24 protein-coding genes and 1 other annotated feature are annotated in these 26,729 nt (G+C 55.6%); of the genes, 17 read left to right on the forward strand and 7 right to left on the reverse strand.

Annotated elements, in window-relative coordinates; translation table 11 throughout:
• Positions 1 to 11 precede the first annotated feature (11 nt).
• From DW724_RS08500 to metG, 4 genes are all read right to left on the reverse strand, one after another.
• Positions 12 to 785, reverse strand: a complete 774-nt coding sequence (locus DW724_RS08500) for a TatD family hydrolase (protein WP_118761188.1) — start codon at positions 783 to 785, stop codon at positions 12 to 14.
• A 12-nt stretch (positions 786 to 797) separates the two neighbouring features.
• Entirely contained in the window at positions 798 to 1,562 is a 765-nt protein-coding gene (locus DW724_RS08505; RefSeq protein WP_118761189.1) for an HAD hydrolase family protein, read from the reverse strand.
• Positions 1,563 to 1,662: 100 nt separating this feature from the next.
• On the reverse strand, positions 1,663 to 2,076 hold the full coding sequence (locus DW724_RS08510; RefSeq protein WP_117488099.1) for an EamA family transporter: 414 nt from the start codon (positions 2,074 to 2,076) through the stop codon (positions 1,663 to 1,665).
• A gap of 203 nt (positions 2,077 to 2,279) precedes the next feature.
• Complete coding sequence (gene metG / locus DW724_RS08515; protein ID WP_117752003.1) at positions 2,280 to 4,214, reverse strand: methionine--tRNA ligase; 1,935 nt, start codon at positions 4,212 to 4,214, stop codon at positions 2,280 to 2,282.
• A 520-nt stretch (positions 4,215 to 4,734) separates the two neighbouring features.
• Positions 4,735 to 4,978: a binding site (T-box leader), on the forward strand.
• A gap of 76 nt (positions 4,979 to 5,054) precedes the next feature.
• Between metG and DW724_RS08520 the strand changes: the two genes are divergently transcribed.
• The 4 genes from DW724_RS08520 to leuB are packed head-to-tail and all read left to right on the forward strand — an operon-like array spanning position 5,055 to position 9,440.
• Complete coding sequence (locus DW724_RS08520) at positions 5,055 to 6,566, forward strand: 2-isopropylmalate synthase (RefSeq protein WP_118761190.1); 1,512 nt, start codon at positions 5,055 to 5,057, stop codon at positions 6,564 to 6,566.
• A 21-nt stretch (positions 6,567 to 6,587) separates the two neighbouring features.
• Positions 6,588 to 7,850, forward strand: a complete 1,263-nt coding sequence (gene leuC, locus DW724_RS08525; protein ID WP_118761191.1) for a 3-isopropylmalate dehydratase large subunit — start codon at positions 6,588 to 6,590, stop codon at positions 7,848 to 7,850.
• A gap of 17 nt (positions 7,851 to 7,867) precedes the next feature.
• Positions 7,868 to 8,359 (forward strand): 3-isopropylmalate dehydratase small subunit, encoded by a 492-nt coding sequence (locus DW724_RS08530; RefSeq protein ID WP_117488093.1) that lies wholly within the window; start codon positions 7,868 to 7,870, stop codon positions 8,357 to 8,359.
• 4 nt (positions 8,360 to 8,363) lie between these two features.
• A complete protein-coding gene (gene leuB / locus DW724_RS08535) occupies positions 8,364 to 9,440 on the forward strand; it encodes a 3-isopropylmalate dehydrogenase (protein ID WP_118761192.1) in 1,077 nt (358 codons plus the stop codon).
• Positions 9,441 to 9,604: 164 nt separating this feature from the next.
• On the opposite strand, the gene DW724_RS08540 is transcribed toward leuB, so the two are convergent.
• Positions 9,605 to 11,341 carry a carbon starvation CstA family protein gene (locus DW724_RS08540; protein ID WP_110436811.1) on the reverse strand — a complete coding sequence of 579 codons (1,737 nt, stop codon included), beginning with the start codon at positions 11,339 to 11,341 and terminating at the stop codon, positions 9,605 to 9,607.
• 767 nt (positions 11,342 to 12,108) lie between these two features.
• On the opposite strand from DW724_RS08540, the gene thiD reads away from it, so the two are divergent.
• The 7 genes from thiD to DW724_RS08575 all read left to right on the forward strand — a co-directional run bounded on the left by thiD (position 12,109) and on the right by DW724_RS08575 (position 17,570).
• Complete coding sequence (gene thiD / locus DW724_RS08545) at positions 12,109 to 12,900, forward strand: bifunctional hydroxymethylpyrimidine kinase/phosphomethylpyrimidine kinase (RefSeq protein ID WP_116704919.1); 792 nt, start codon at positions 12,109 to 12,111, stop codon at positions 12,898 to 12,900.
• Between the two features lie 6 nt (positions 12,901 to 12,906).
• Positions 12,907 to 13,416 carry an energy coupling factor transporter S component ThiW gene (thiW, locus tag DW724_RS08550; RefSeq protein WP_118761193.1) on the forward strand — a complete coding sequence of 170 codons (510 nt, stop codon included), beginning with the start codon at positions 12,907 to 12,909 and terminating at the stop codon, positions 13,414 to 13,416.
• The gene (thiM, locus tag DW724_RS08555) at positions 13,413 to 14,240 is read left to right on the forward strand and encodes a hydroxyethylthiazole kinase (RefSeq protein ID WP_243105713.1); all 828 of its coding nucleotides are present in this window, start codon (positions 13,413 to 13,415) and stop codon (positions 14,238 to 14,240) included. The genes thiW and thiM overlap by 4 nt, the downstream gene beginning before the upstream one ends.
• Positions 14,241 to 14,318: 78 nt before the next feature.
• Positions 14,319 to 14,987, forward strand: a complete 669-nt coding sequence (tenA, locus tag DW724_RS08560) for a thiaminase II (RefSeq protein WP_118761194.1) — start codon at positions 14,319 to 14,321, stop codon at positions 14,985 to 14,987.
• 3 nt (positions 14,988 to 14,990) lie between these two features.
• On the forward strand, positions 14,991 to 15,746 hold the full coding sequence (locus DW724_RS08565; protein WP_117752007.1) for an ABC transporter ATP-binding protein: 756 nt from the start codon (positions 14,991 to 14,993) through the stop codon (positions 15,744 to 15,746).
• On the forward strand, positions 15,743 to 16,492 hold the full coding sequence (locus tag DW724_RS08570) for an ABC transporter permease (protein ID WP_110436808.1): 750 nt from the start codon (positions 15,743 to 15,745) through the stop codon (positions 16,490 to 16,492). Before DW724_RS08565 ends, DW724_RS08570 begins: the two co-directional genes overlap by 4 nt.
• Positions 16,493 to 16,553: 61 nt before the next feature.
• A complete protein-coding gene (locus DW724_RS08575; RefSeq protein ID WP_118761195.1) occupies positions 16,554 to 17,570 on the forward strand; it encodes an ABC transporter substrate-binding protein in 1,017 nt (338 codons plus the stop codon).
• Positions 17,571 to 17,620: 50 nt separating this feature from the next.
• Here the strand turns inward: DW724_RS08575 and DW724_RS08580 are convergent, their stop codons facing one another.
• Complete coding sequence (locus DW724_RS08580) at positions 17,621 to 18,565, reverse strand: L-lactate dehydrogenase (protein WP_118761196.1); 945 nt, start codon at positions 18,563 to 18,565, stop codon at positions 17,621 to 17,623.
• Between the two features lie 116 nt (positions 18,566 to 18,681).
• Here DW724_RS08580 and DW724_RS08585 point away from each other — a divergent pair, with 116 nt between their 5' ends.
• From DW724_RS08585 to pyrB, 6 genes are all read left to right on the forward strand, one after another.
• Positions 18,682 to 19,935, forward strand: a complete 1,254-nt coding sequence (locus DW724_RS08585) for an S-layer homology domain-containing protein (RefSeq protein WP_158580244.1) — start codon at positions 18,682 to 18,684, stop codon at positions 19,933 to 19,935.
• Between the two features lie 51 nt (positions 19,936 to 19,986).
• Positions 19,987 to 20,685 carry an N-acetylmuramoyl-L-alanine amidase gene (locus DW724_RS08590; protein WP_118645519.1) on the forward strand — a complete coding sequence of 233 codons (699 nt, stop codon included), beginning with the start codon at positions 19,987 to 19,989 and terminating at the stop codon, positions 20,683 to 20,685.
• A gap of 10 nt (positions 20,686 to 20,695) precedes the next feature.
• Positions 20,696 to 22,051, forward strand: coding sequence for a DNA repair protein RadA (gene radA / locus DW724_RS08595; RefSeq protein ID WP_110436803.1), 1,356 nt, complete (start codon positions 20,696 to 20,698; stop codon positions 22,049 to 22,051).
• 61 nt (positions 22,052 to 22,112) lie between these two features.
• Positions 22,113 to 23,069, forward strand: a complete 957-nt coding sequence (locus DW724_RS08600; protein WP_118761198.1) for an efflux RND transporter periplasmic adaptor subunit — start codon at positions 22,113 to 22,115, stop codon at positions 23,067 to 23,069.
• On the forward strand, positions 23,066 to 24,238 hold the full coding sequence (locus DW724_RS08605) for an ABC transporter permease (protein WP_118761199.1): 1,173 nt from the start codon (positions 23,066 to 23,068) through the stop codon (positions 24,236 to 24,238). The genes DW724_RS08600 and DW724_RS08605 overlap by 4 nt, the downstream gene beginning before the upstream one ends.
• An 88-nt stretch (positions 24,239 to 24,326) precedes the next feature.
• Positions 24,327 to 25,391, forward strand: a complete 1,065-nt coding sequence (pyrB, locus tag DW724_RS08610) for an aspartate carbamoyltransferase (protein WP_118761200.1) — start codon at positions 24,327 to 24,329, stop codon at positions 25,389 to 25,391.
• A 213-nt stretch (positions 25,392 to 25,604) separates the two neighbouring features.
• Here the strand turns inward: pyrB and DW724_RS08615 are convergent, their stop codons facing one another.
• Positions 25,605 to 26,657, reverse strand: coding sequence for a tyrosine recombinase XerC (locus DW724_RS08615; protein WP_118761201.1), 1,053 nt, complete (start codon positions 26,655 to 26,657; stop codon positions 25,605 to 25,607).
• Between the last annotated feature and the right edge of the window lie 72 nt (positions 26,658 to 26,729).

Consider the following 26,729-nt stretch of genomic DNA (forward strand, 5'->3'; position numbering starts at 1 on the left):
TTTGCTCTATCTTACCCGGAAATACCAAACAGCTGTCTGCCGTTTTCGGTTGTAATCCGTTCAACCTCTGCGGCACTTATGCCCTTGATTTCCGCGATAGTCTCAGCCATGCGATACACATACAGCGAGGAATTACGGCGGCCGCGAAACGGCTCGGGTGCCATGTAGGGCGAATCGGTCTCGATCATCAGTCGCTCAATCGGCACTTCACGAATGACTTCCTTCGCCTTTTTGGCATTTTTGAATGTGATAACACCGGTAAATGACAGATAATAGCCGAGTTTCAGCAGTTCGCGTGCCATTTCGACGTGACCGGCATAGCAGTGGTACACGCCGATCACATCCGGATACCGACGGGTGATCTCCATGCTGTCGGCGTGCGCATCGCGGTCATGCACGATGACAGGGAGGTGCAGTGCACGCGCCAGCTCCATTTGGCGGGCAAATACAACCTGCTGCCGCGCACGCGCACGCTCGTCTTTTTCCCAGTAATAGTCAAGACCAATTTCGCCGATGGCGCAAACCTTGCTTTCGTTCTGTGCCAGTGCGCGGATGGTCTCCAGATCAGCCTCCCAACCGTCCTCGATGTTCTCCGGGTGAATACCGACCGCCGCATATACAAATGGATATTTATTCGCGTAGCTGACCGCCTTGCGCGAGCTTTCCACATCACAGCCGGGATTGAGAATCAGGCCGACATTGTTCTCGGGCATGGAAGTCAGCAGCGTATCGCGGTCCTCGTCGAACCGTTCATCGTCATAGTGTGCATGTGTATCAAAAAGCATAGTAAACCTTCCTCAAATCCAGCCGAAATGCCTGCAGGCGTTCCAAAGTCCGTCCTTATCTACGTCTGTTGTGATGTAATCCGCTTTCTCCTTGAGCGCGGCGCGGGCATTGCCCATCGCAATCGACAGCCATCCCTGACCGAACATGCAGATGTCGTTCATACCGTCGCCAAACACTACAATATCCTCATCCGGAATGGATAAAAGCTGCTGAAAATAGCGAATACCTCGCTGTTTTTCCTTCGGCTCAACGAAAATCACATGGGGATTGTACCGCACAAGCGGCAGACCACCTGCGTCAATATGATTCTCCTCATCAGGCGCGCAGACGTAGTAAACCTTGTACAGATGCTCCAGTCTGTGATAATCAAAATGCGGGTCCCACAGAACAGGGAAGTAGTTCTCCGGTGCATACGGAAGAAAATTTTTATCCGTTGTTACGCATAGTTTCTCATTCTCCGGCGACACCGCCCACGGAATACCGGCCTGCTCGAGCCGCTCGATCAGCGCAATGCAGTCGGCCGCCGGCAGCGACTCCATCTCGACAATTTCGCCGTTGTGCGTTACGCTCCAGCCGCCGTCTGCTACAATGTCCGTGAAGCCGTAGCGCGCGGCAACGGCTGCCGCAGATGCCTGCAGCCGTCCGGTCGCAATGGCGGTAAAGTGGCCGTTCGCACGAAGCTGCGCCAGTGCCTTTACTGCGCTTTCCGGCATCATGGTGGTGAGACCGGTGGAAAGCGTGCCGTCAATGTCAAAAAAGAAGTATTTTTTGTGCATGTAAAACCCTCAAAACAGAGTGAAGAGTGGAGGGTGCAGAGAACATAAATCTCTACTCTTCACTCTCCACTCTGTTCTTAACTCTTTTGCTTAAAATATATCACAGAATCATAAACAGCGTACCTGCCGCAATCAGAATGCCGCCGATCACACCCTTGACCGTCACGGTCTCGTGCAGGACAACAAACGCCAGAATCATCGTGATAACAACGCTCAGCTTGTCGATCGGAGCCACACGGCTGGCCTCGCCCATCTGCAGTGCCTTGTAGTAAAACAGCCACGAGCCGCCGGTCGCCAGTCCGGACAGGGTAAGGAATACCCAGCTTTTGGCGCCGATTGCGCTTACGCCGCCCTGTTTTCCCAGCAGGAAGACCATGCCCCATGCCATTACGAGCACCACTGCGGTTCGGATAGCAGTAGCAAGCGTGCTGTCCACGTTTTCCACGCCGATTTTGGCTAAAATCGTTGTCAGTGCGGCAAATACCGCAGAGAGCAGCGCATAAATGATCCACATTGCATTTCGCCCTCTTGTCATAATTTTCGCTTCCTAAATTGTTGATTGTAGTGTGTGCGAAATTATACATGGGATAACACATCTGTTAACCCATTCGTAGGGCGGGCTGCCCTCAGCCCGCCGTTGCAACCGAGTGCTCCTGTTTATGTGCGGCGGGGCGAGGGCACCCCGCCCTGCGGAATCCGTTGTAAAGTGTGTTTATTTTAGCACAGCTTGGCGCCAGCCGGAATGCTGTCGTCCAGCATGAGCAGGTTGAGTTTTTCGTCCTTTTCGGCGGAAAGCAGCATGCCGTTGGACTCCTGACCCATCATCTTGCGCGGCGGCAGGTTGGTAACGGCGACGACCGTCTTGCCGACCAACTCCTCCGGCTTGTAATACTTGGCAATACCGGACAGAATCTGACGCGGCGTGCCCGAGCCGTCATCCAGCTGGAACTTGAGCAGCTTATTGCTCTTCTTGACGTTCTCGCACGCGAGTACCTTGCAGACCGTCATATCGACCTTGCAGAAATCGTCAAACGGGATATCCGGCAGGAACTCAACTGCAGGCTTCTGCTCTGCCTCGGCAGCCTTCTTTTCCTCCTCGATCTCAGCGAGCTTCTTCGGAATGTCGATGCGCTCGAACAGGATGGAGGCTTCGCCGACCGGCTGACCCGGCTGCATGCCGTCAAACGAGGTCAGGCTCTCGACACCCTTGTTTTCAACACCCAGCTGTGCGAAAATCTTGTCGGCGGTGTCCGGCAGATACGGCTTCAGCTCAACAGCGGCAAAGCGGATCGCTTCGAGCAGGTTGTACAGCACCGTTCCCAGACGCGCCTGCTTGCTCTCGTCCTTGGCGAGCGCCCACGGCATGGTCTCGTCGATATACTTGTTGGAGCGGCGCAGCAGTGCAAATACCTCGTCGATGGCGTCTGCAACGTGCAGGGTGTCCATCTTTTTCTCAACAGCTGCCGGCAGACCGAGTGCGACTGCCTTCAGTTCGTCATCAAGCGCTTCCGGTGCGGTCGGCGCCGGAACAATGCCGCCGAAATACTTCTTGGTCATGGCAATCGTGCGGTTGACCAGATTGCCGAGCACATTTGCCAGATCAGAGTTAATGCGCTCGCAGATCAGCTCGTAGGAGAGTACACCGTCATTTGCGAACGGCATCTCGTGCAGAACGTAGTAGCGGATGGCATCCACACCGAACAGACGGACGAGGTCGTCCGCGTAGATAACGTTGCCGAGCGACTTGGACATCTTGCCGTCGCCGACCAGCAGCCACGGATGACCGAATACCTGCTTCGGCAGCGGCTCGCCAAGAGCCATCAGGAAGATCGGCCAGTAGATGGTGTGGAAGCGGATGATATCCTTGCCGATCAGGTGCACATCAGCCGGCCAGAACTTCTTGTAGTGCTCATCGTGGTTGCCGTCCGGATCGTAGCCGCAGAAGGTGATATAGTTGGTCAGTGCATCCAGCCAAACATAGACAACGTGGCCCGGGTCAAAGTCTACCGGAATGCCCCAGCTGAACGAGGTGCGGGAAACGCACAGGTCCTGCAGACCCGGCTTGAGGAAGTTGTTTACCATCTCGTTCTTGCGGCTCTCCGGCTGGATGAACTCGGGGTGCTCCTCGATGTGCTTCATCAGGCGGTCGGCGTACTTGCTCATGCGGAAGAAGTATGCTTCCTCCTCGGCGTCTACGCACGGGCGGCCGCAGTCCGGGCAGCAGCCGTCCTTCAGCTGGCTCTCGGTCCAGAAGGACTCACACGGCTTGCAGTATTTGCCCTTGTATGCACCCTTGTAAATATCGCCCTGATCATACAGCTTTTTGAAGATCTTCTGCACCTTTTTCTCGTGCATCGGGTCGGTGGTGCGGATGAACTTGTCATAGGTGGTGTTCATCAGATCCCAGATGGTCTTAACCTCACCGGCAACCTTGTCAACGTGCTGCTGCGGCGTGATGCCGGCTGCCTCGGCCTTCTCCTGAATCTTCTGACCATGCTCGTCCGTGCCGGTCTGGAAGTAAACATCGTAACCGGTCATGCGCTTGTAGCGTGCGATAGCGTCGGCCAGCACGATCTCGTAGGTGTTGCCGATGTGCGGCTTCGCCGAGGTATAGGCGATCGCCGTCGAGATATAATAGGGTTTCTTGTCCATTCGTGTATTCTCTCCTTACATATATAAATATGTTTTATGCGTGACAGCAGGGAACAGGGAACAAAAAATCCTCCGTTCCTGCAATGGCCTGTATTTTGCCACTGCAAGGACGGAGGACAAACCTTCCGTGTTACCACCTTGCTTTACGCCTTCCTCGCGGAAAGGCGCCTCAGCGGGTAGGATGCTACCCATCGTCCTCGATAACGGCAGGACTTTGCCGCCGCAGCCTTGCATACTATTACAAAGTAAGTTCGGTGCGAAGCTCCAAGACCATGTTCGGCAGTGCCCTCCGCGTTCCGCTTTCACCGCCCGGAACTCGCTTTGACGTACTTCACTGCGTACTCTTCTCTTCACAGCTTTTAACAGATGTGCTCAGGAAAACAGCGTTTTCCTGTATACAGTGTTATTTTACTATATTGGAGAAGGTTTGTCAAATCTGTTTGCGGTGCAGTATGCCCGGCGCTGCCTTAAAAAAAGTCTTGACAACAGCGGCTCAGAGGTCTAATATAAAAACATATTGATAAAGGTGATGAACGGGTAAAGTAATTGTCACCCCTGTCCGCAGAGAGTTGCCGGTTGGTGTAAGGCAGCGTCAGGAAGCAGTGAAACTCGCCCGGGAGCTGTCCGCTGAAAGTCCTTCGGACCGGTAGGAGGGAACGGATACCCACCGTTACAGGGGAGCGCATTGTCAGATGTGCATAGAGGGGTCGCACCATACTGCGGCAACAAGAGTGGTACCGCGGAGCTTTCGCTTCGTCTCTTAATGATTGGATTAAGGGACGGAGCTTTTTTTGTCCCTGTAAACCCGGTAAAATTCTGAATAGGAGAGGACAAGATACCATGGGAAGAACAGTTAAGATTTTTGATACGACGCTGCGTGACGGTGAGCAGTCTCCCGGCTGCAGCATGAACCTGAATGAGAAGATCGAGGTTGCAAAGCAGCTCGAGGCCCTCAAGGTAGATATCATTGAAGCAGGCTTTGCGGCTGCTTCTCCCGGTGATGCTGCTGCTATCGCAGCAATCGCTGATACCGTGCGCGGCGCTACCATCTGCTCGCTGGCGCGCTGCCGTGAGCAGGACATCGAGGCGGCATGGAACTCCATCCGCCGTGCAGAGTCTGCCCGCATTCACACCTTCCTGGCAACCAGCCCGGTACACATGGAGTACAAGCTGAAGATGACGCCGGAGCAGGTGCTCGAGTCCGTAGCGCACAACGTAGCCTTCGCCAAGAAGTTCTGCTCGGATATCGAGTTCTCCGCTGAGGACGCAACCCGCTCCGACCTCGACTTCCTGTGCCGCGTTGTGGAAACCGCCATCAAGGCCGGTGCTACTACCATCAACATTCCGGATACCGTCGGCTACATGATTCCGCAGGAGTACGCATCCCGCATCAAGTATCTGCGTGAGCACACCGAGGGTATCGAGAACGTAATCCTGTCCTGCCACATGCACAACGACCTTGGCATGGCCGTTGCCAACTCGCTGGCAGGCGTTGAGGCCGGTATTGACCAGATCGAGTGCACCATCAACGGCATCGGCGAGCGTGCCGGCAACGCCTCCATGGAGGAGTGCGTCATGGCGCTCAAGACCCGTGCCGATCACTTCGGTATCGGCTGCAACATCGAGACCACCCAAATCTACCGTGCAAGCCGCATGATCCAGACCATTACCGGCGTTGCTGTTGCACCGACCAAGCCGATCATCGGTGCAAATGCGTTCGCACACGAGGCAGGCATCCACCAGCACGGCGTAATGGCCAACAAGGAAACCTACGAGATCATGACTCCGGAATCCGTCGGTATCCCGAAGAACGCGATCGTGCTCGGCAAGCACTCCGGCCGTCACGCCTTCGAGGAGCGTCTGCATGAGCTGGGTTACACGCTCGACCATGAGAAGCTCGAAAAGGCATTCGAGAAGTTCAAGGTTCTGGCCGACAAGAAGAAGGTCATCAAGGACCGCGACCTCGAGGGTCTGATCGGTGCTGTTCCGGTTTCCGGCGAGGAGCGCTATACGCTCGACCGCTTTGTTATCAACTCTGGCAACACCATTACCTCTACCGCTGTTATCCGTGTCAAGAAGGGCGACGAGATGTTCGAGCGCGCTGCCGCTTCCGACGGCCCGATCAACGCATCGTTCCATGCGATCGACAAGATCATCGGCAAGGAAATCGTTCTGGAGGATTACTCGCTGCGCGCACTGACCGACGGCGAGGACGCACAGAGCGAGGCTATCGTCAAGATCCGCGTAGACGGCAGCAACGATGTTGTTACCGGCCGCGGCGTATCGGTTGACGTTATGGAGGCGTCCATCAAGGCGTACATCAACGGCATTAACAAGTATTTTAACGACTAATTCAGCAGGAGGAACGCTGTTATGGGTATGACAATGACGCAGAAGATCCTCGCAAAGCATGCGGGTCTGGAAAGCGTAACGGCAGGTCAGCTGATCGAGGCAAACGTAGATCTCACGCTGGCAAACGATATCACCGGTCCGGTTGCCATCCGCGAGATGGAGAAGGCGGACTTCGACAAGGTGTTCGACAACACGAAGATCGCGCTCGTAATGGACCACTTTGCACCGAACAAGGATATTAAGTCCGCTGAGCAGTGCCTCGAGTGCCGCGAGTTCTCCAAGAAGTACAACATCGTAAACTTCTTCGACGTTGGCGCAATGGGCATCGAGCACGCGCTGCTGCCGGAAAAAGGTCTGACCGCTCCCGGTGAGCTTATCATCGGCGCGGACAGCCACACCTGCACCTACGGTGCACTGGGCGCATTTTCGACCGGCGTCGGTTCTACCGATCTCGCCGCAGGCATGGCGACCGGCAAGGCGTGGTTCAAGGTGCCGAGCGCGATCAAGTTTGTGCTCACCGGCAAGCTGAGCCCGTGGGTATCCGGCAAGGACGTCATCCTGCACATCATCGGCAAGATCGGTGTGGACGGCGCTCTGTACAAGTCGATGGAGTTCGTTGGCGAGGGCGCACACGAACTGTCCATGGACGACCGCTTCACCATCTGCAACATGGCCATCGAGGCCGGTGCAAAGAACGGCATCTTCCCGGTAGACGACAAGACGATGAATTACATCAAGGGCCGCGTAAACCGCGAGGTTACCGCATTCGAGGCCGACGCTGACGCCGAGTACGAGCAGACCATCGAGATCGACCTGTCTGCACTTCGTCCGACCATTGCGTGCCCGCATCTGCCGGAGAACACCAAGACCATTGACGACCTCGGTCATATTGAGGTTCAGCAGTCGGTCATCGGTTCCTGCACCAACGGCCGCATCGACGATATGCGCGTTGCAGCCGAAATCCTCAAGGGCCGCAAGGTAAATCCGAATGTGCGCACCATCATCATCCCCGCAACACAGGAAGTTTACCTGCAGTGCATCGAGGAGGGTCTGACCAAGATCTTCATTCAGGCTGGCGCTATCGTTTCCACGCCGACCTGCGGCCCGTGCCTCGGCGGTCATATGGGTATCCTGGCGCATGGCGAGAAGGCGGTTTCCACCACCAACCGCAACTTTGTAGGCCGTATGGGTCATATCACCTCGGAAATTTATCTGGCAAGCCCGGCCGTCGCTGCCGCAAGTGCGGTAGCAGGCTATATCTGCGCACCGGACGACCTGAAGTAAGGGAGGAAACACATACCATGAACGCAAAAGGCAAGGTTTTCAAGTACGGCGATAATGTCGATACCGACGTTATCATCCCCGCACGTTATCTGAATATTGCAGACCCGAAGGAGCTGTCCACCCACGCAATGGAGGACATCGACGCGGATTTCGTCAAGAATATGCACCCGGGCGACATCGTTGTCGCGACCCGCAACTTCGGCTGCGGCTCCTCCCGTGAGCACGCACCGCTTGTTCTCCGCGAGAACGGCGTTTCCTGCGTTATCGCGTCCTCGTTCGCGCGTATCTTCTACCGCAACGCTATCAATATCGGTCTGCCCATCCTCGAGTGCGAGGCAGCGGCCAACGGCATCGACGCAGGCGACGAGGTAGAGGTCAACTTCGACACCGGCGTGATCACCGACGTTACCAAGGGCGAGAGCTGGCAGGCAGCTGCATTCCCGCCGTTTATCCAGAATATCATCAAGGCGGGCGGCCTGCTCAAGTCGCTCAAGGAGAGAGAGGCATAATCCCATGGAATACAATATTGCTGTTGTCAAGGGTGACGGCATCGGCCCGGAAATCGTATCCGAGGCTATGCTCGTGCTCGATAAGGTCGGCGAGAAGTTCGGCCACAAGTTTGGTTTTCAGGAGGTCCTCGCAGGCGGCTGCTCGATCGACAAGAACGGCATCCCGCTGACCGATGAAACCATCGAGATCTGCAAGAATGCGGATTCCGTTCTGCTCGGTGCAGTCGGCGGTCCGAAGTGGGACGATGTGCCGAGTGCAAAGCGTCCGGAGAAGGCACTGCTCGGTCTGCGCGCCGCACTGGGTCTGTTCGTCAACCTGCGCCCGGCGCAGATGCACAAGGCACTTGCGGATGCGTGCCCGATCAAGCCTGAGATTATTGGTGACGGCTTCGACATTCTCGTTTGCCGTGAGCTGACCGGCGACGTTTACTTCGGCAAGCACTATCGCCGCGAGAGCGACAAGGGCTGGGGCGAGACCGGCGCGGACGACATGAACTACTCGGTTTATGAGGTAGAGCGCATCGGCCGCCGTGCTTTTGAGATGGCGATGAAGCGCAATAAGAAGGTCTGCTCGGTAGACAAGGCAAATGTGCTCGAAACCAGCCGCGTATGGCGCGAAACCATGCACCGCATCAAGGACGAGTACCCGGAGGTCGAGTACACGGATATGTACGTTGACAACTGCGCGATGCAGCTTGTCCGCAATCCGGGTCAGTTCGATGTTATCGTAACCGGCAACCTGTTCGGCGATATTCTGTCCGATGAGGCTTCCATGATCACCGGCTCTATCGGTATGCTGCCGTCCGCTTCCATGAACGAGAGCGGAAAGGGTATGTATGAGCCGATCCACGGCTCCGCGCCGGATATTGCAGGCAAGGGCATTGCAAACCCGATTGCTACCATCCTGTCCTGCGCGATGATGCTGCGCTATTCCTTCGGCCTCAAGGATGAGGCAGACGCCATCGAAACCGCTGTTGAGAATGTCCTCAACGCAGGCCACCGCACCGCAGACATCGCCGCAAAGGACGAGAAGGTGCTGTCCACCTCGGAGATGGGTGCACTGATCCGCGAACAGCTTTAATTGTGCGGTGTTGCCTTAAGAATAATCAGGAATGAGTAATCTGTAATTACTCCGTGAATTTTTCCTATCAAGAAACCCGGTTGCGATTAGGCTGCAACCGGGTTTTTCGATAGTCTCGCGGCTTCGGTTTTTCGAAGCCGTTTTTGTTATATGGAGAATCGGCTTTACGCGTTCTCACTGTTTCTCTCGCTCTTGGCATAGCTCTTGAACGAGTGGATAACGATCGTCAGACCGAGTACGATCAGCAGTACCGCAAGGATAAGCTGCAGACCGTTTGCGATGAATACCGCTCCCCAGGTGGTCTCACCGGCCGGAATAGCCGTTGAGGCGGCAGCAGAGATCGCCTTTACCATAGCAAGGAAACGCTGCACCAGCGCGGTGAAGGTAACACACAGCATGATGATCAGCGGCGGGAAGATCATCTTGTTGCTGCGGCCAGTAACCTTGAGGAATACGCAGAGCGTGATAAGCACCAGAGCGCTCAGCAGCTGGTTGGCCGAACCGAACAGCGGCCAGATATTGGCATAGCCGATCTTGGTGAGCAGGAAACCAAATGCCAGCGTGATAACCGTGGAGAAATATACGTTGCAGAACAGCTTGCGCCAGCCCTCGGCATGCTCCATGTCATCGACGGAGAACAGCTCCTGAAAGCTCATACGGCCGATACGCGCAACCGCGTCCAGACTGGTCAGCGCCAGTGCGGAAACACACATGGTCATAAATGCAGTAGCAACATAAACCGGAACGCCGAACATCTCGAAGAAGCCTGCGACACCGCTGCTGAATACCTGGAACGGCGTGCCCGCTGCCGGCGTACCGTCAGCTGCTGCAGCAGCACCGGCAACGCACAGTGCCAGAACAGCCAGCAGGCTTTCCAGCACCATTGCGCCATAGCCAACCTTGGGCATGTCCTTTTCGTTCTCGATGGTCTTGGAGGACGTACCCGAGGAAACCAGACTGTGGAAACCGGAAACCGCACCGCATGCAACGGTTACAAACAGGATCGGGAACATCGTGCCGAGCTTCTCATTGGTAAAACCGGTGAATACCGGCAGGTTCATAGTCGGATGTGCAACAACCAGACCGACGACTGCGCCTGCGATCATGCAGATGAACATGAAGGTGGTCATGTAGTCGCGCGGCTGCTTGAGCAGCCACATCGGAAGGACAGCGGCGAAGAAGATATAAACGAAGGTGATATAGCTCCATGCTGCCTTGCCGAAGATAAGCGGGCAGTTCATGCCGATTGCAAAGGAGGCAACGATGCACACAATGCCGACAACTGCTTCTTTCCAGCCGGTCAGGTTAAACTTTTTCTGGATAAGGCCGAGCACAACCGCGAATACCATAAACATGATGGAGATCATGCCTGCCGCACCGTTAGTGGTTGCGGCAGCAGCCAGCTCGGTAACGCCAGCGTCAGTGACAGTGTAGGCGTTGAATGTGCCCGCAACCATATCTGCGAATGCCGCAACAACGATGCAGCAGAAGATCCACGAGAAAATCAGGAACAGCTTGCGGCCGGTTTTGCCGATGTACTTCTCAATCAGCATACCCATCGACTTGCCCTTGTTCTTAACCGAAGCGTACAGCGCGCCGAAGTCGGCTACCGCGCCGAAGAATACGCCGCCGATCAGCACCCACAGCAGTACCGGCAGCCAGCCGAACGCCGCAGCCTGAATTGCGCCGGTTACAGGGCCTGCGCCCGCGATGGAGGAGAACTGGTGACTGAATACCGTCCAGCCGTTGGTCGGCACAAAGTCCTTGCCGTCATTAAATTCAACGGCAGGCGTCTTGGCTTTCGGGTCGATACCCCATTTGTTCGCCAGCCAGCGTCCGTAGAAAACGTACGCGCCGAACAGAACAACAGCCGCGATCAGCACGATTACAAGTGTGTTCATGTTTTTTCGTCTCTTTCTTGAAATGATTTGCGATTCCGCAGCCAAAGGTACGCAAAAAAGCCTTCGTCCATGCAGGAGGATCACGAAGATGATCCTGCAAAGACGAAGGCATATACATTGCTATTGCTGTATTTACTTCCGCGTTACCACTTTGCTTGCCGACAGTACGCTGCCGACCTCTCATTGCCGCCCGGTACCGCATTCTTCCGGAGGGCTTTTCCTGTTAACGGTGGATATCCGGCCTCGACTACTCGGCATTGCCTTTGATCGAAGCTGCTCGCAGGGGATAGCGAACCCGTGCCTTGCTGCCGTCTTGCACGACCGACGGCTTTCTGTGAGCGGTGATACGGATACGTCATGTCCTGTTCAAAGCATTTGGCTACTGAACGATTCGTATAATAGACCTCTTTTTGCCGTTTGTCAACCGGACAGGAGACGAAAAATGCAATTTTGGCAACACCTGCAAATCCGGCAGTATTGATAAATAAAAATTTGTTTATTTTTTAACGGCGTATCATATACAGCAAGATTCTATACTTGACAAATGCATTTTACACGGCTTATACTGATATCATATAAAAGACAAGCAAGGGTGCTGTGATGAGCGGCTGAGAGGGCGAGAAACCCAACCTTTTGAACCTGTTGGTTAATGCCATTGTAGGGAAGCTGTCGCATTGCTGGGATTGAGTGCTTCGGTTTTGCCGCAGGGTGAAAACGAGGCGTTTTTTATTTTCCCGGCAGCGATGATAAAATTGGAGGGAACAGGAATGAAAACAGTGCTTACCATTGCCGGTTCGGACTGCTCCGGTGGTGCAGGTGTACAGGCCGATCTGAAAACCATGGCGGCACACGGCGTGTTCGGCATGAGCGTTATCGTATCAGTCGTAGCGGAAAACACCGCACGCGTGATCGACATTCAGGACATCAGTCCCCGGATGATCGAGGAGCAGATTGACGCGGTGTTTGAAGACATCGTGCCGGATGCGGTTAAAATCGGCATGCTGTCCTCGCCGGAGTGCATGAAGGCGGTAGCCGGCAAGCTGGCACAGTACAAGCCGGCGCACATCGTGATTGATCCGGTGATGTTCGCCAAAAACGGTGATCCGCTGATGGATCCGGCGTCTGTCGGCACACTTATTGAGACCGTGCTGCCGTTTGCTGAGGTGCTGACTCCGAACGTACCGGAGGCGCAGTATCTGGCAGATATGGAAATCCGCACGCCGGAGGACATGGAGGAGGCAGCACGCCGCATCTATGCCAAAGGCTGCAGGAACGTGCTCGTCAAGGGCGGCAAGAACATCGCAGGTGCGGTGGATGTACTGTTTGACGGCGAGACCTGTCACCGTATTGAGATTGAGCAGATCAACACCACCAGCACGCACGGCACGGGCTGCACGCTGTCCTCTGCGATCGCATCCAATCTGGCGCTCGGCCACAGTGTGCCCGAGGCGGTAAAGCTGTCTAAAGAGTACGTCACCGACGCTATCCGTCATGCACCCGGTCTGGGGCATGGCTGCGGTCCGCTTAACCATTTTTGCCGTATTTTTTCGGAGGAGTGAAAGACAATGAAAAAGAATTCTATCCGTAAACTGACCATTGCAGGCGTTCTCGTCGCAGTTGCGGTCGTTGGCAGCCTGTTTTCTATACCGGTGCTTGGCGCGAAGTGCTCGCCGGTGCAGCATATGGTAAATGTGCTCGGCGCCGTTCTGTTGGGCCCGTGGTACGCACTTGGCATGGGCTTTGCAGCAGCACTGATTCGCAATGTGCTGGGTCTGGGAAGTCTGCTGGCGTTTCCCGGCTCGATGATCGGTGCGCTGCTGTGCGGTCTGGCCTACAAGGCCTGCCCGAAGCTGCCGGTCGCTTACGTTGGTGAGGTATTCGGCACCGGCATTCTCGGCGGTCTGGCTTCCTACCCGATTGCCGCATTCGTGATGGGCAATACCAAGGCAGCTCTGTTCACCTTTGTGCCGTCCTTCCTCGTGTCCACTGCGGTAGGTGCGGCGATTTCTGTTCTGATGCTGAGCGCCCTCAAGCGCACGCACGTTCTCAGCACACTGGAAGGTGCTAAGCATTGATCGACACTATTAAAGCCGTTCTCGAAAACACGCAGAACCGCACACCGATGGTGCATTCCATCACTAATAATGTTACCATCAATGACTGCGCGAATATCATCCTTGCGGCAGGCGGCACGGCCATTATGGCGCAGGATGAGCGCGAGGTCGAGGAGATTACCTCGCACGCGCAGGCACTCGTACTCAACATGGGTGCTGTCCGCGCACAGGAGGCCATGCTGCGTGCAGCCAAGATTGCCAGGCGAAACGGCAATCCGGTCGTACTCGATCCGGTAGCCGCCGGTGCCAGCACGCTCCGGCGTGAAATGTGTTCCCGCCTGTTGAGCGAAAATCTTGTTTCGGTCATTCGCGGCAATGCATCCGAGGTGCGGGCGCTCGCCGCAGGAGCCGAGCAGGAAACCGGCGTGGAAGCCAGTGCGCTCGACAGCGTGACCGAGGACAATTTACAGGAATCCGCAGCGTGGCTGCGGTCGTTCAGCCGCCGGACCGGAGCTGTCGTCATGCTCACCGGCGCGATGGATGTAATTACCGATGGAACCCGTACCGCAGTGGTGCGCGGTGGCAGTGCGTATCTGCAGCGGATCACCGGCGCGGGCTGTATGCTCACTTCGCTGACCGGCGTATACTGCGGTGCGAATCCAGATACATTGTTAGAAGCCGCAGTCACGGCATCGGAGGTGATGAAGCATTGCGGAGAAACAGCCGAGGCGCGTGTGCGTAAAGAGATGGAGGGCACCGCTTCCTTTCGTACGCGCCTGATCGACGCGGTAAGTCTGCTGAACGCGGACGAGCTGACGCCGAACCTCTGTTTGCAGATTCTGTAAGCAGGAAAAGTGCTGCCGGCAGAATTTTGCCGTCAGTCTTAGGAAAATCATCAACATACTTTCATTGGGGGTACCACCTTGAACAACAAAACCACCGAAAGACTGCTTGCCGCAACGCAGGACATCTGGGAAGGCTATCTGAACCATCCGTTTGTCCACGGTATTGCCGACGGCAGCCTCGACATTCAAAAATTTCGTTTTTATCTTCTGCAGGATTATGTTTATCTGTTTGATTACGCAAAGGTATTCGCGCAGGGCGTTGTCAAGTCCCGTGATCCCGAGATCATGCGCGTGTTCGCAACCTCGGTGGCGAATATTCTCGGCGGCGAGATGAATATTCACCGCGGCTACATGGGCCGTCTCGGCATCACCGAGGAGGATGCAGAGCGCGTCAAGCCATCGCTGAATAACGAGTCTTACACCTCATACATGCGCGCTGTTGCGGCCGAGGAAGGCCCTGCAGAGATCATGGCGGCTGTGCTTTCGTGTGCACTCAGCTATGAGTATATCGCTAAATGGATTGTGGCCAACTACCCGAACGCCGATCAGCATGAGTTCTACGGTGAGTGGGTACAGGGCTACGCATCCGAGGACTATGCGGCAGAAAACCGCAAGCTGGTCGCTTATATGGAGCGCCTGAGTGAGGGATATACCGAGCCGCAGCTTGCGCGTCTGACCGATATTTTCGTCGCATGCTCGCGCTACGAGGGCATGTTCTGGGACATGGCCTGGAACGAGGCGATGTAAGCCATGCTGGAGTTTCGCAATGTCGTTTTTCAGTACGACAGTGAGGATTTTAACATCATCGACGGTCTATCCTTCCATCTCGAGAAGGGAGAATTCGTGTCGGTCATCGGGCCGTCCGGCTGCGGTAAATCCACGATTTTCCGCCTGACCAACCAGCTTCTGCCGCGCAGGAGCGGTGAAATTCTGGTGGACGGCAAGAGCATCGACGGACGGCGCGGCTACTGCGGCTACATGCCGCAGCGCGACCTGCTGTTTCCGTGGCGCACGGTGAACGAAAACCTGCGTCTGCCGATGGAGATTCGCGGCGGCATTTCCCGCGCGGAGATGGACAAGCGTGCCGCAGAAACGCTCGAGCACGTCGGTCTGGCTGGCTGGGGCGACAAGCGCCCGGAGGAGCTTTCCGGCGGTATGCGTCAGCGTGCGGCATTCGCGCGTACGCTGCTGACCGGCTCGGAACTGCTGCTGCTCGATGAGCCGTTTTCCGCGCTCGACTTTCTCACGCGCATCACTATGCAGGAGTGGCTGCTCGACCAGTGGGAGCAGGACAGCAAGACCGTCCTGTTCATCACTCACGATGTAGAGGAGGCTATTTTCCTGTCCGGCCGTGTTCTGGTCGTGGAGGATACGCCGATTCGCAAGCTGCACTCGTTTGAAGTGCCTGCGCCGTATCCGCGCACGCGTGCGTGCCTGACCGATCCGAAGATGCTCGAGCTGAGAGAAAATCTGATTTCTCTGCTCAGAAAAGAGGTGCAGGCATGAAAAAGAATGCAAATCTGCCCGCACTGATCTTTATGTTCGCGCTGCTCATCGTCTGGCAGTGCATAGCCATGGGCATGAATGCGGCCTACATTCTGCCGTCGCCGACACAGGTGCTTGTGCGCCTGTGGGAGCTGCGCAAACCGCTGTTCACCGCACATCTGCCGGCCACCATGCTGTGTACCGGAGTCGGCCTTGCGATCTCGATCGCGCTCGGTCTGCTGCTCGCCATCGTAATGGACGCGAGTCCGTCGGCGGAGAAAATGCTGTACCCGCTCATCGTCGCTTCACAGACCATTCCGACGACTGCACTTGCGCCGCTGTTTGTGCTCTGGTTCGGCTACACGATCTGGAGCAAAGTGCTCGTTACCGTGCTCATCACGTTTTTCCCGATCGCGATGACCGTGTTTGACGGCTTCCGCTCGGCGAAGACCGATATGGTCGATATGCTCAAGACCTTCGGCGCAGGCAAGAAGGAAATTTTCCTCAAGCTGAAAATTCCGGCAGCGCTGCCGTACTTTTTCTCGGCGCTCAAAATGGCGATCCCGATGTCGATCATCGGCGCTGCTATCGGTGAGTGGCTGGGCGCACAGGCGGGTCTTGGCTATTTCAGCCGCCGCATGATGACGCAGCTGGATGGCGCAGGCGTGTTTGCACCGATCGTACTGCTGAGCGTGGTTGCGATGATCGCAGTAGGTATTGTAAGCTGGCTGGAAAAGAAGATCATCACCTGGCGCAGCAGTTTATAATCTTGATAACACAATTTTAAGAAAACGAAATTTTTGTTCTGACATAAGGAGAAAATTACATATGAAAAAGCGTATTCTTGCACTTCTGGCAGCAGGCACCATGCTGCTGACCGGCTGCGGCGCACAGAACGCCGCACAGTCTGATGCGGCAAACAGCGGCAGCGATGATCTGCAGCACCTGACCGTTGTGCTCGACTGGTATCCGAATGCTCTGCACGCATTCCTGTATGAAGCGCAGGAGAAGGGGTACTTCGCCGAGGAAGGTCTGGATGTGGATATCCAGTCTCCGGCAGGCGTAAACGATGCCATGAGCATGGTTGCCGCCGGCAAGGCAGACATCGGTCTGTACTATCAGCAGGATGTGATTCAGGCTCGCGCAGAGCAGAATGTGCCGATCAAGTCCATTGGTGCAGTGGTTCAGGGTCCGCTGAACATCATCCTGTCGCTCAAGGACAAGAACATCACCAAGCCGCAGGATCTCGAGGGCAAAACAGTCGGCTACGCAGGCACCGAGCTTTCCGAGGCACTGGTCCGCAGCATCATGCAGTCCAACGGCGCCGATCCGAACAGCGTGAACATGGTTGACGTTGGCTTCGACCTGATGAGCTCGATGACCACTGGCAATGTTGATGCAACCATCGGCTGTCTGGTCAACCACGAGGTACCGCAGATGGAGAAGGAAGGCTTCGAGGTCAATTACTTCTTCCCGGATGATTACGGTGTGCCGAAGTATTACGAAGGTATTTTCCTCGCAAGCGATGATATGATTGCGAACAATTCCGATACGCTGAAGGGCTTCCTGCGCGCTTGCAGCAAGGGCTTTGAGGACTTCAAGAGCAATACCGACGATGTTCTGCAGGTTCTGCTCGACAATCAGGATGAGGCAAACTTTGCACTCGACCCGGATGTAGAGAAGAAGTCCTGTGAGACGCTGCTGCCGCTCATGGAGACCGAGGACGCGAAGTTCCTCTCTCAGACTGAGCAGTGCTGGCAGGAAAATATTGACTGGATGTACGATCAGGGCCTGATCGCAGAGAAGCCGGATGTTTCCGACGTTATGGTAAACCTCGACTTCTAAAAATACGCATATAGAACAGGGGACAGAGCATTGGCTCTGTCCCTTTTGTGTTATCCGTCCAGCTTGTCGATCATTTCGCGCATTGTGTTCGCGGAACGCTGCAGCTGTGCCAGTTCTTCCTCGGAGAGCGGAATATCCAGCACAGCTTCCGCGCCGTTTCGGCCGACGATAGTCGGCACACCCAGACAAATACCGTCCACGCCGTAGTGTCCGTGAATCATAGAGGTGACCGGCAGCACGGAATGCTCATTGCGTACAATGGCTTCCGCGATACGCCGCACCGCCATGCCGATACCGTAATAGGTGGCGCCTTTGCTGTCGATAATCTGGTAAGCCGCATCGCGCACATGCTCGTAAATGCGGGAAAGCTCGTCTGCAGGCTCGGTGATGCCTGCAATGCGGCAGTAATCGTCCAGATCGGCACCGGAGATGTTAGCGCTCGACCATACCGCCAGCTCGCTGTCGCCGTGCTCGCCGATGATAAACGCATGCACGTTGCGGCTGTCCACGCCAAGCCGCTGCCCGAGCAGATACTTGAGCCGCGCAGTATCCAGCACGGTACCGGAACCGAGCACACGTCCGGCAGGGAAGCCGCTCAGCTGCTGCGCCAGACAGGTCAGCACATCGACCGGATTGGACACAACCAACAGGATCGCCTCACGATTGACTTCCGTAAGCTGTGCAATAATGGAGGACAGGATGCCTTTATTTCGTCCGAGCAGCTCCAAACGGCTTTCGCCGGGCTTCTGGTTTGCGCCTGCCGCAATGATGATAAGACCGCATTCGGCGAGGTCAGCATAGTCTCCGGCCATGACGCGGCACGGCTTGCTGAACGCCACACCATGATTGATGTCCGCAGCTTCACCGATAGCCTTGCCGCGGTTCATATCCACGAGTACCAGATCGGAGAATAGTCCGGAAACCGCCAATGTGTACGCACAGGTCGCGCCGACAAAGCCCACGCCGATCACGCCGCATTTTTGAATATTCGTCATATTGGATACACTCCTTCTGCGAGTAGTATATCCGTTTTGTTGTTGGAAAACACATGACTTTGTGCTATACTTATACTGTATTTTTATCGGCAATATCAGTTCAGGAGGATAGGGCTATGAATAAATGGTTACGCGCTGTCTGTGTTGGCGCGGCTGCCGCTGCCATGCTGACCGCTTCGGCCTTTGCGGCAAATTATACGAATTGTGCGGATTCGCTGCACGAAATGGGTCTGTTTCAGGGCACGCAGAATGGCTACGATCTTGACCGCACGCCGACCAGAGCGGAAGCGGCTGTCATGCTGGTGCGGCTGCTCGGCAAGGAGGCTGAGGTCAAGACGCTGACGTATACTGCACCGTTTACCGATCTCAAGGGATGGGAAAAGCCGTATGTGCAGTATCTGTACAACAACGGTCTGGTGAACGGCACGAGCCGGACGACCTTCAATCCGACAGGCAAGTGCACCGCGCAGATGTACGCGACCTTCCTGCTGCGTGCGCTCGGCTACTCGGATACGGCGGATTTCAGCTATGCGAACGCAATAGAGACTGCTCGTGAGCAGGGTATTTACGACACCGGTATCATCAACGTGCAGAATTTCCTGCGGGACGATGCTGCAGCGGCAAGCTACACGGTGCTATCCGTTTCGCCGAAGAACAGTGAAGGCACGCTGCTCGATCAGCTTGTCAGCGAAAACGCGATAACCGAAGCGGACGCGAAATCGTATCAGAATCTGTTTTCGACCTACGCGCAGTACCGCGAGGAAACCGCCGGTATGGATGCTCTGCTGCATTACTCGGTCAACAGCGAGTTTGCGTCTCCGGCGGCTGTGACCCATGACGGCAGGACGGCCATGCAGGTGCAGACGAGCGAGACCACCGTGTTCGACCGCGAGAAGAACGAACTGCTCACCGACCGCAAAATGACGCTTTCCGCGCCGAATACATCGGATAAGCAGCTGCTGACGCAGAGTTATCTGTCGGACGGTGCGCTGTATCACAAATTGAACGGCTCATGGTCGGCAGAGCTGGTGACTGCCGCTGAGCAGGAGGGCCTTGCCGCGATGTATGGCCGCGTACCGCTGGTATGTGTCGATTCGCTGAGCCAGCGTGCAGGCAGCTGGACCATTATCTGTGCCGATACGCCGAACGCGTACACCGAACTGCTCTGGTCGGTCGAAAGTGCAATGGGTGATTTAGACGAAGCCGTCCGGCTGCAGCCGACCACGGTAACGCAGTCGGTCAGCGGCGGTACGATTCGCAGGCAGAGTGTTTCCGCAGCCTTCACGCTGGACGGCATGACGGCAGAGCCTGTTATCATCAGCACACTGGACAAAACCGGTGCAGATGCTGTGCTGAACGCGCCCAAGTAAACGCATAAGTTCCGCCTTTTTCGCATATTTGTGTGATACGGAGGTGCGGAGATGGAGAGACGGCTGAAATGCGGCGTTTGCGCCGCGGCGGCACTGGCGCTGGTGCTGTGCTTTGGCATGGAGCAGAAAACCCGTGCAATGCAGACGGCAGGGAACGCTCAAACCACGCTCGTCATTGATGCCGGACACGGCGGCTTCGACGGCGGCGCGGTCGGCGCGGATGGAACCGCCGAGCAGGATATCAATTTGAGCATTGCAAAACGGGTGCAAGTGCTGGCGAATTTCTTCGGTGTGCCGACTGCTATGACGCGGCCGGATGAAAATGCACTTGATTACAATCCTTCCCGCACGGTGCGCGAGAACAAAATCGCAGATATCAAGGCACGGGAAAAGCTGGTAAACAGCATTCCGTCACCGGTGTTCCTGAGCATTCACCTGAATAAATTCAGCGACGCGCAGTACCACGGCGCCCAGGTGTTTTACTCGACAGGAAATGTGCAGGGCAAGCCGCTGGCCGAGCAGATACAGCAGTGCCTGATTGACGGCTGCGACCCATTGAATCATCGCAAGGCTAAACAGGCAGACAGCGCCATCTATCTGATGAAAAAGCTGGACTGCCCGGCGGTTATCATCGAATGCGGCTTTCTGTCCAATCCGGCCGAAGAAGCGCGGCTGCGGGACGAAGCCTATCACAAACAACTTGCTGCCGCCGTGATCTGCGGATATTTACGCAGCCAGAGCGGTATGTAACGGAGGAAATATGAAACAAAAGACAGTTTTTCTGTGCGGTGACTGCGGATATGAAAGTCCGAAATGGTACGGCAAATGTCCGTCCTGCGGCGCATGGAACACCATGAGCGAATTCAAGGAGAAGCCGGTTTCGGCGGCACGCGGCACGAATACATTTCAGCGCGGCGAATCGAGACCGACTCTGCTCAAGGATATTGATACCGGAGACGAAAGCCGGTTCCATTCTGGAATCGGTGAACTCGACCGCGTTCTCGGCGGCGGCGCTGTACACGGCTCGTTTGTGCTGGTCGGCGGTGAGCCGGGCATCGGCAAATCCACGCTGCTGCTGCAAATGTGTCAGGAAATGTGCAAAAATGCCCGCGTGCTCTATGTTTCGGGCGAGGAATCGCTCAAGCAGATCAAAATTCGTGCGGCACGCCTGCACATTTCTTCACCCGAGCTGTACATCCTTGCCGAGACCGACATGGAGCAGATCATCAACGAAACCGAGCTGCTCGAGCCGGATATTCTGATCGTGGACTCTATCCAGACGGTCTATAAGCGCGATTTAACTGCCGCTCCCGGCGGTACGACCCAGATCAAGGAATGTGCGATGAGTCTGATGCAGTACGCGAAGAATCGCAACGTGACGATTTTTATTGTTGGTCATGTCAACAAAGAGGGTACGCTGGCAGGCCCAAAAATCCTTGAGCACATGGTGGACTGCGTGCTGTATTTCGAGGGGGAATCTGCAGGTCCGTTCCGCTGTCTGCGTGCGGCGAAAAACCGCTACGGCTCAACCAATGAAATCGGCGTGTTTGAAATGAGCGATCACGGTTTGCTCGAGGTGCAGAATCCGTCTGCGGCTATGCTGGCCGGTCATCCGCAGGGTGCGTCCGGCAACTGCATTGCCTGCGTGATGGAGGGCAGCCGTCCTCTGCTCGCCGAGGTGCAGGCGCTTGCTGCGAAAACGCAGTTTGGTGTGCCGCGCCGCACCGCTGCCGGCGTGGACTACAACCGCATGGTGCTGCTGCTCGCCATTCTGGAAAAACGCTGCGGGCTGTTTCTGTCGTCGAGCGATGTGTACGTCAACGTTGTCGGCGGCATGCGGCTGGACGAGCCTGCTGTGGATTTGCCGATGGTGCTGGCAATCGCATCCAGCTTTCGGGACAAGCCGCTGCCGGAAGGCGTCATGAGCTTCGGCGAGGTCGGCCTGACCGGCGAGCTGCGTGCGGTGTCCAATCCGGGACAGCGTATCAATGAGGCATACCGTCTTGGTTTCCACACCTGCATCATGCCCATGCAGGATGTGGACGAGGACCTGCTGCAGAAAATGAATATCGTGCGTGCGAAAACCGTCGGTGACGCGATTCGTGCCGTATTGTAAGCATAATTTTCACCTCCTCTCCGCAGACTAAACTCAGTTTGCGTCAGGGGAGGTTTTGCATTTGGAGAATAAGATCCGCGCGGTGCTGCTTACGACGGCAGGTGTGCTGACGGCAATGCTGTTCTGGTCGTGGAAGCACCGTCCGCCGGAGGCGGTTTTGGTACGCACAGCGGCCGCCGAAACGCAGGATATCTACAATAGTGTGACGATTTTCGGTACGGTCGAGTCCGCAGAGAGCACAGCGGTTTGTCCGGCGAAAAATGGTGTAGTAAGTGCAGTGTATGCCGCAACAGGCGACACCGTGCAGAAGGGTGATATTCTGTGCACGCTGACTGATATCGGCAGATCGCAAACAGCTGCGGATTACTGGCAGACCGCACAGAGCGTGTTTGCAATTTCCGGCACGGTGAACACTGTCACCGCCGAGGACGCTCACGCGCTGTATGCGCCGATGGACGGTACTGTGCTGACTGTTCCGCAGGCGGGCGAGAGTGTATCGGCCGATATGCCGTGCATACAAATTACGAATCCGGATAAGCTGCGCGTGCGTGCGCAGTCTCCCGAGCTATATGTAGGAGAGCTTGCTGTCGGGCAGCGCGCTAACATCACATTTTCGGCAGTGGACGGCACCTTTCACGCCGAATTAACCGCAATTGCTCCTGCGGCTGTGAAAACCTTTAGTCTGACAAACGAAGATGCCGAAGCAACCGTTGAGGTGCTGCTCGATTTGAACGGCTCAACCGAAAATCTGCGCCCCGGTTATTCTGCGACCGTTAAGGTGTTCACAGACCATCGAGACGATGCTGCGGTTGTACCATATGAAGCAATTTGCCAGCGCGGAGAACAAGAGTTTGTATTCTGCGTGCAGGACGGCCATGCCGTGCAGTGCGCGGTACAGACTGGCTATCTGCTCGAGGATACGGTTGAAATTACAGACGGCTTGCCGACAGGTGTATTGGTCGTTCTGTCGCCGCCCGATGAATTGACTGACGGTGATCCGGTGGAGGTACAGACATGAGACTGCGGGATATTCTATCACTGGCAGCGCATAATCTGCGGGAAAGTCCGCTGCGGACGGCACTTTGCGCGCTTTCTGTTGCGGTTGGAAGCGGTGCACTGCTGCTTATCCTTTCCATTGGTCTGTATGGGCGAAAACAGGTGGACGTCGGTTTGCAGACACTCGGCATCAGCGGTTTATCGGTGTACACGGAAAGCGGACGCGCGGGAACGATACTCTCGGCAGCACTGGCGGATGAGATAGAGCAGGATGTGGACGGCATTCGCACGCTGATGCCGATCAAGGCGCAGAGCGGCATCGTGCGCGTCGGACACACGACCGAACACGCGGTGTTCCTTGGTACGGACGAACGGCTCGGTGAGGTCATGCAGCTGGAGCTGCTGGCAGGCTCGCTGCCGAACGCATGGCAGAGCGCAAACGCTGAGCCGGTCGCCGTGGTCGGCGATGATCTGGCGCAAACGCTGTACGGACGGACAAATATCACCGGACGGCAGATTCGGCTAAAGGTAAACGGCACCGACCGGTATTTCACGGTATGCGGTATTGTGCGGGCGCAGACGGGGGCATTCGGCGGAATGCTGTCGGCGGTTGCGCCGCATCTGGTCTATGTGCCGTATGCGTGTATCGCGTCGCAAACCGAACGCACGGATCAAGTGTTCGTGCAGTGCATTTCGCAGACAGATACTGCTTCGGTCAGCTCTCAGATCGAAAAGTACCTGACCGATCGACAGCAGGTGCGCGGCGTGCATGTACAGAATATGTCGGGTGCGGTGCAGACTGTACAGCAGCTTGCCGAAATGGGAATCGGCCTGTTTGCCGCCGTCGGTGCGGTAACACTGTTTGTCGCGCTCATCGGTGTTATGGGAAGCATGCTGGCTGCCGCTCACGAGAAAACAGGGGAGATCGGCATTCTGCTGGCGCTCGGCGCACAGCCGCATGATATTCGCCGGACATTTCTCCTGCAGGCTGTGCTGCTGTGCCTGTTCGGCGGAATCGTCGGTCTGGCAGCCGCAGGTGCGCTGCTGCACTTCGGAGCAGCACTGCTCCTGCCGGAAGGCCGCGTATTTGCCGGATTGCTGATACTTTCCACACTCAGCGGAGCCGCTGCCGGACTGCTCCCGGCGGTTCGTGCGGCCGCTCTCGATCCAATCGACGCAATGTGCAAATAACTCTTTTCTTTCGCCTTCATTTGTGCTATCATTAACAGTGACAAATAACGAATAGGGCGACTGTACCGTAGAAAGGAATGGAGTTTGCATGCGCCATATCATTGATTTATGTGATTTAACGGAAAAGGAATTTTCCGATCTGTACAAGCTGGTCAGCAATATTATCGACCGACCGGAGGGCTATGTAGATGCCTGCCGCGGCAAGGTGCTGGGCAGCCTGTTTTATGAACCTTCTACCCGTACCAACCTGTCGTTTTCCACCGCAATGATGAGACTGGGCGGCAGTGTTGTCGGTTTTTCCGATCCGAACGCCACTTCTGCGTCTAAGGGCGAAACACTCAAGGATACTATCAACATGGTATCCAGCTATGCGGATATGATCGTCATGCGCAACCCGCGAGAGGGCGCAGCCAAGGTAGCGTCAATGTACTCGTCTGTGCCTGTCATCAATGCCGGCGACGGCGGTCATCTGCACCCGACCCAGACGCTTGCCGATATGATTACCATTCTGCGTATGCGCGGCTCTGCTGACGATATGAAGATTGGTCTGTGCGGTGATTTGAAGTACGGCCGTACCGTGCATTCTCTGCTGCATTTTCTGCAGCGGTATCATAATGTACAGTTTTATCTGATCGCACCTGATGCACTCAAGCTGCCGGACTATATGGTAAAATTCCTGAAAGACAACAATATGCCGTTCTGCGAGGTAAACAGCATTGATGAAGTTCTTCCCGAGTTGGATGTGCTGTACATGACCCGCATTCAGCGCGAGCGCTTTGTCACGGCAGAGGAGTACACAAACCTTGAAGGCAATTATCAGCTGACTGCTGAGAAGATGAAGCGCGCCAAGAAGGACATGCTGGTGCTTCATCCGCTGCCGCGTGTTGATGAGATTGCACAGGACGTGGATGATGATCCGCGTGCGGTCTACTTCCGCCAGGCACGATTCGGCATGTTCGGCCGTATGGCACTGCTGCTGACGCTGTCCAAGCTGCCGTTCGAGCGTGCCGGTCATCATGAAATCGGTGCAGATCCCGGCATCCGCTGCTCCAATCACAAGTGCATTACGCGAAGCGAGCTGTATGTACCGCTGCACGGCAAAGTTGGTGACCGCTGTCCGTACTGCGATGCCGCGATAGAGCTGCAGCTGTAATAAAAAACAAAGGGGCTGTTGCAGAACAGGTCCGCAAAGAGCGCAGGGACGAAAGGCTGCATAAGGCATTTCGTCCCTGTGCCTGTTTTCGGAAATGGGTGGTTTGATTTTGTTTCACACCTTAATCATAAAGCAAAAAGACGAGTAAGCACTCCCTTTCGAGGGAACTTACTCGTCTTTTCTTACGCACTATTTTGCAACGCGCTCTTTTTGTTACTTATCGCTGTTTTTCGGCTGTTTTACAGGCACACGCTCACCGTTCGGCCGGATTTCCGCCAGCGGATTTCTTGCCGCAGCTTCACGCATGTTTTCGTTCTCGATGTGGGTGTAGATCATGGTCGTATCCACACTCGAGTGACCAAGAATGCTTTGCAGCGTGCGGATATCCACGCCGTTCTGATACATGAGCGTTGCTGCTGTGTGACGCAGCTTGTGCGCAGAGTATTTTTTCTGATCGAGACCAGCCTGACCGATATATTTCTTTACCAGCCACTTGACCGTCTGTACGTTAATACGGTTGCGCTTTTTGCTGACAAACAGCGCGTCCGCGTCCTGCTCGTTCGGCTCCAGGCGTTTGGGCAGATACTGCTCGAGCGCGGCGAGACACGCATCGTTGAGAAATACCGTCCTCTGCTTGCCGCCCTTACCGAGCACGCGCACGGTATCGTCCTTGAAGTCGGTCAGATTCAATCCGACCAGTTCGGAAACACGCATGCCGCAGTTAAGGAAAAACGTCAGGATGCAGTAATCTCGCTCGGCATACGGGCCGGTGACGGATTCCAGAAGCCGCACGCTGTCGTCCGTTGTAAGATAAGTCGGCAGAGATTTACGGACAGTCGGCGCTTCCAGTCCGCTGACCGGATTGACCTCTAAAACATGCTGTTTATCGGTCAAATACCGGAAAAATGCGCGTATCGCAGAGACCTTGCGTGCACGCGAGTTGACACTCAATCCGTAATTGGTGTGGTTGCTGTTCTGCTGAGTTGGGCGGCTCTGCGCCATGTATTCCAGATAATCATAGGTGTCCGACAGCGTGATATCACGGATAAAATCCAGATCAATGTCGCTGATGTCGATCTCATCAAGCGGAAGATTTTTATCGACTGCGCCTTTATTGTGCTTGAGTACGCGAAAAAACAGCCGCAGATCAAGATAATACTCGTGTGCGGTTTTTGCGGATTTGCCGCGTATTGTGGAAATATAGGTTAAAAAATCCCGCAAAACGCGCGGTGCGTCTGCGGCGTATTCGTTCATCGGCTTGTCCATTGCTGCGCTCTCCTCGCCTGCTGTGATACTGTATTTATTATAACGCATTCTGCAATTGGCGTCAAACTTGCA

Origin of the sequence: Butyricicoccus sp. AM27-36 (assembly GCF_003480945.1) — a bacterium.
Lineage (GTDB): Bacteria > Bacillota > Clostridia > Oscillospirales > Butyricicoccaceae > Agathobaculum > Agathobaculum butyriciproducens.

Excerpts from the sequence above, each read along its gene's own strand:
- DW724_RS08570 (WP_110436808.1), top strand. The coding sequence starts at position 15,743 with ATGAAAAAGAATGCAAATCTGCCCGCACTGATCTTTATGTTCGCGCTG.
- DW724_RS08520 (WP_118761190.1), top strand. The coding sequence starts at position 5,055 with ATGGGAAGAACAGTTAAGATTTTTGATACGACGCTGCGTGACGGTGAG.
- DW724_RS08500 (WP_118761188.1), bottom strand. The coding sequence starts at position 785 with ATGCTTTTTGATACACATGCACACTATGACGATGAACGGTTCGACGAG.
- leuC (WP_118761191.1), top strand. The coding sequence starts at position 6,588 with ATGGGTATGACAATGACGCAGAAGATCCTCGCAAAGCATGCGGGTCTG.
- DW724_RS08510 (WP_117488099.1), bottom strand. The coding sequence starts at position 2,076 with ATGTGGATCATTTATGCGCTGCTCTCTGCGGTATTTGCCGCACTGACA.
- thiD (WP_116704919.1), top strand. The coding sequence starts at position 12,109 with ATGAAAACAGTGCTTACCATTGCCGGTTCGGACTGCTCCGGTGGTGCA.
- DW724_RS08575 (WP_118761195.1), top strand. The coding sequence starts at position 16,554 with ATGAAAAAGCGTATTCTTGCACTTCTGGCAGCAGGCACCATGCTGCTG.
- DW724_RS08605 (WP_118761199.1), top strand. The coding sequence starts at position 23,066 with ATGAGACTGCGGGATATTCTATCACTGGCAGCGCATAATCTGCGGGAA.
- DW724_RS08540 (WP_110436811.1), bottom strand. The coding sequence starts at position 11,341 with ATGAACACACTTGTAATCGTGCTGATCGCGGCTGTTGTTCTGTTCGGC.
- DW724_RS08580 (WP_118761196.1), bottom strand. The coding sequence starts at position 18,565 with ATGACGAATATTCAAAAATGCGGCGTGATCGGCGTGGGCTTTGTCGGC.
- pyrB (WP_118761200.1), top strand. The coding sequence starts at position 24,327 with ATGCGCCATATCATTGATTTATGTGATTTAACGGAAAAGGAATTTTCC.
- radA (WP_110436803.1), top strand. The coding sequence starts at position 20,696 with ATGAAACAAAAGACAGTTTTTCTGTGCGGTGACTGCGGATATGAAAGT.
- DW724_RS08505 (WP_118761189.1), bottom strand. The coding sequence starts at position 1,562 with ATGCACAAAAAATACTTCTTTTTTGACATTGACGGCACGCTTTCCACC.
- DW724_RS08530 (WP_117488093.1), top strand. The coding sequence starts at position 7,868 with ATGAACGCAAAAGGCAAGGTTTTCAAGTACGGCGATAATGTCGATACC.
- metG (WP_117752003.1), bottom strand. The coding sequence starts at position 4,214 with ATGGACAAGAAACCCTATTATATCTCGACGGCGATCGCCTATACCTCG.
- leuB (WP_118761192.1), top strand. The coding sequence starts at position 8,364 with ATGGAATACAATATTGCTGTTGTCAAGGGTGACGGCATCGGCCCGGAA.
- DW724_RS08565 (WP_117752007.1), top strand. The coding sequence starts at position 14,991 with ATGCTGGAGTTTCGCAATGTCGTTTTTCAGTACGACAGTGAGGATTTT.
- DW724_RS08615 (WP_118761201.1), bottom strand. The coding sequence starts at position 26,657 with ATGGACAAGCCGATGAACGAATACGCCGCAGACGCACCGCGCGTTTTG.
- DW724_RS08585 (WP_158580244.1), top strand. The coding sequence starts at position 18,682 with ATGAATAAATGGTTACGCGCTGTCTGTGTTGGCGCGGCTGCCGCTGCC.
- thiW (WP_118761193.1), top strand. The coding sequence starts at position 12,907 with ATGAAAAAGAATTCTATCCGTAAACTGACCATTGCAGGCGTTCTCGTC.
- DW724_RS08590 (WP_118645519.1), top strand. The coding sequence starts at position 19,987 with ATGGAGAGACGGCTGAAATGCGGCGTTTGCGCCGCGGCGGCACTGGCG.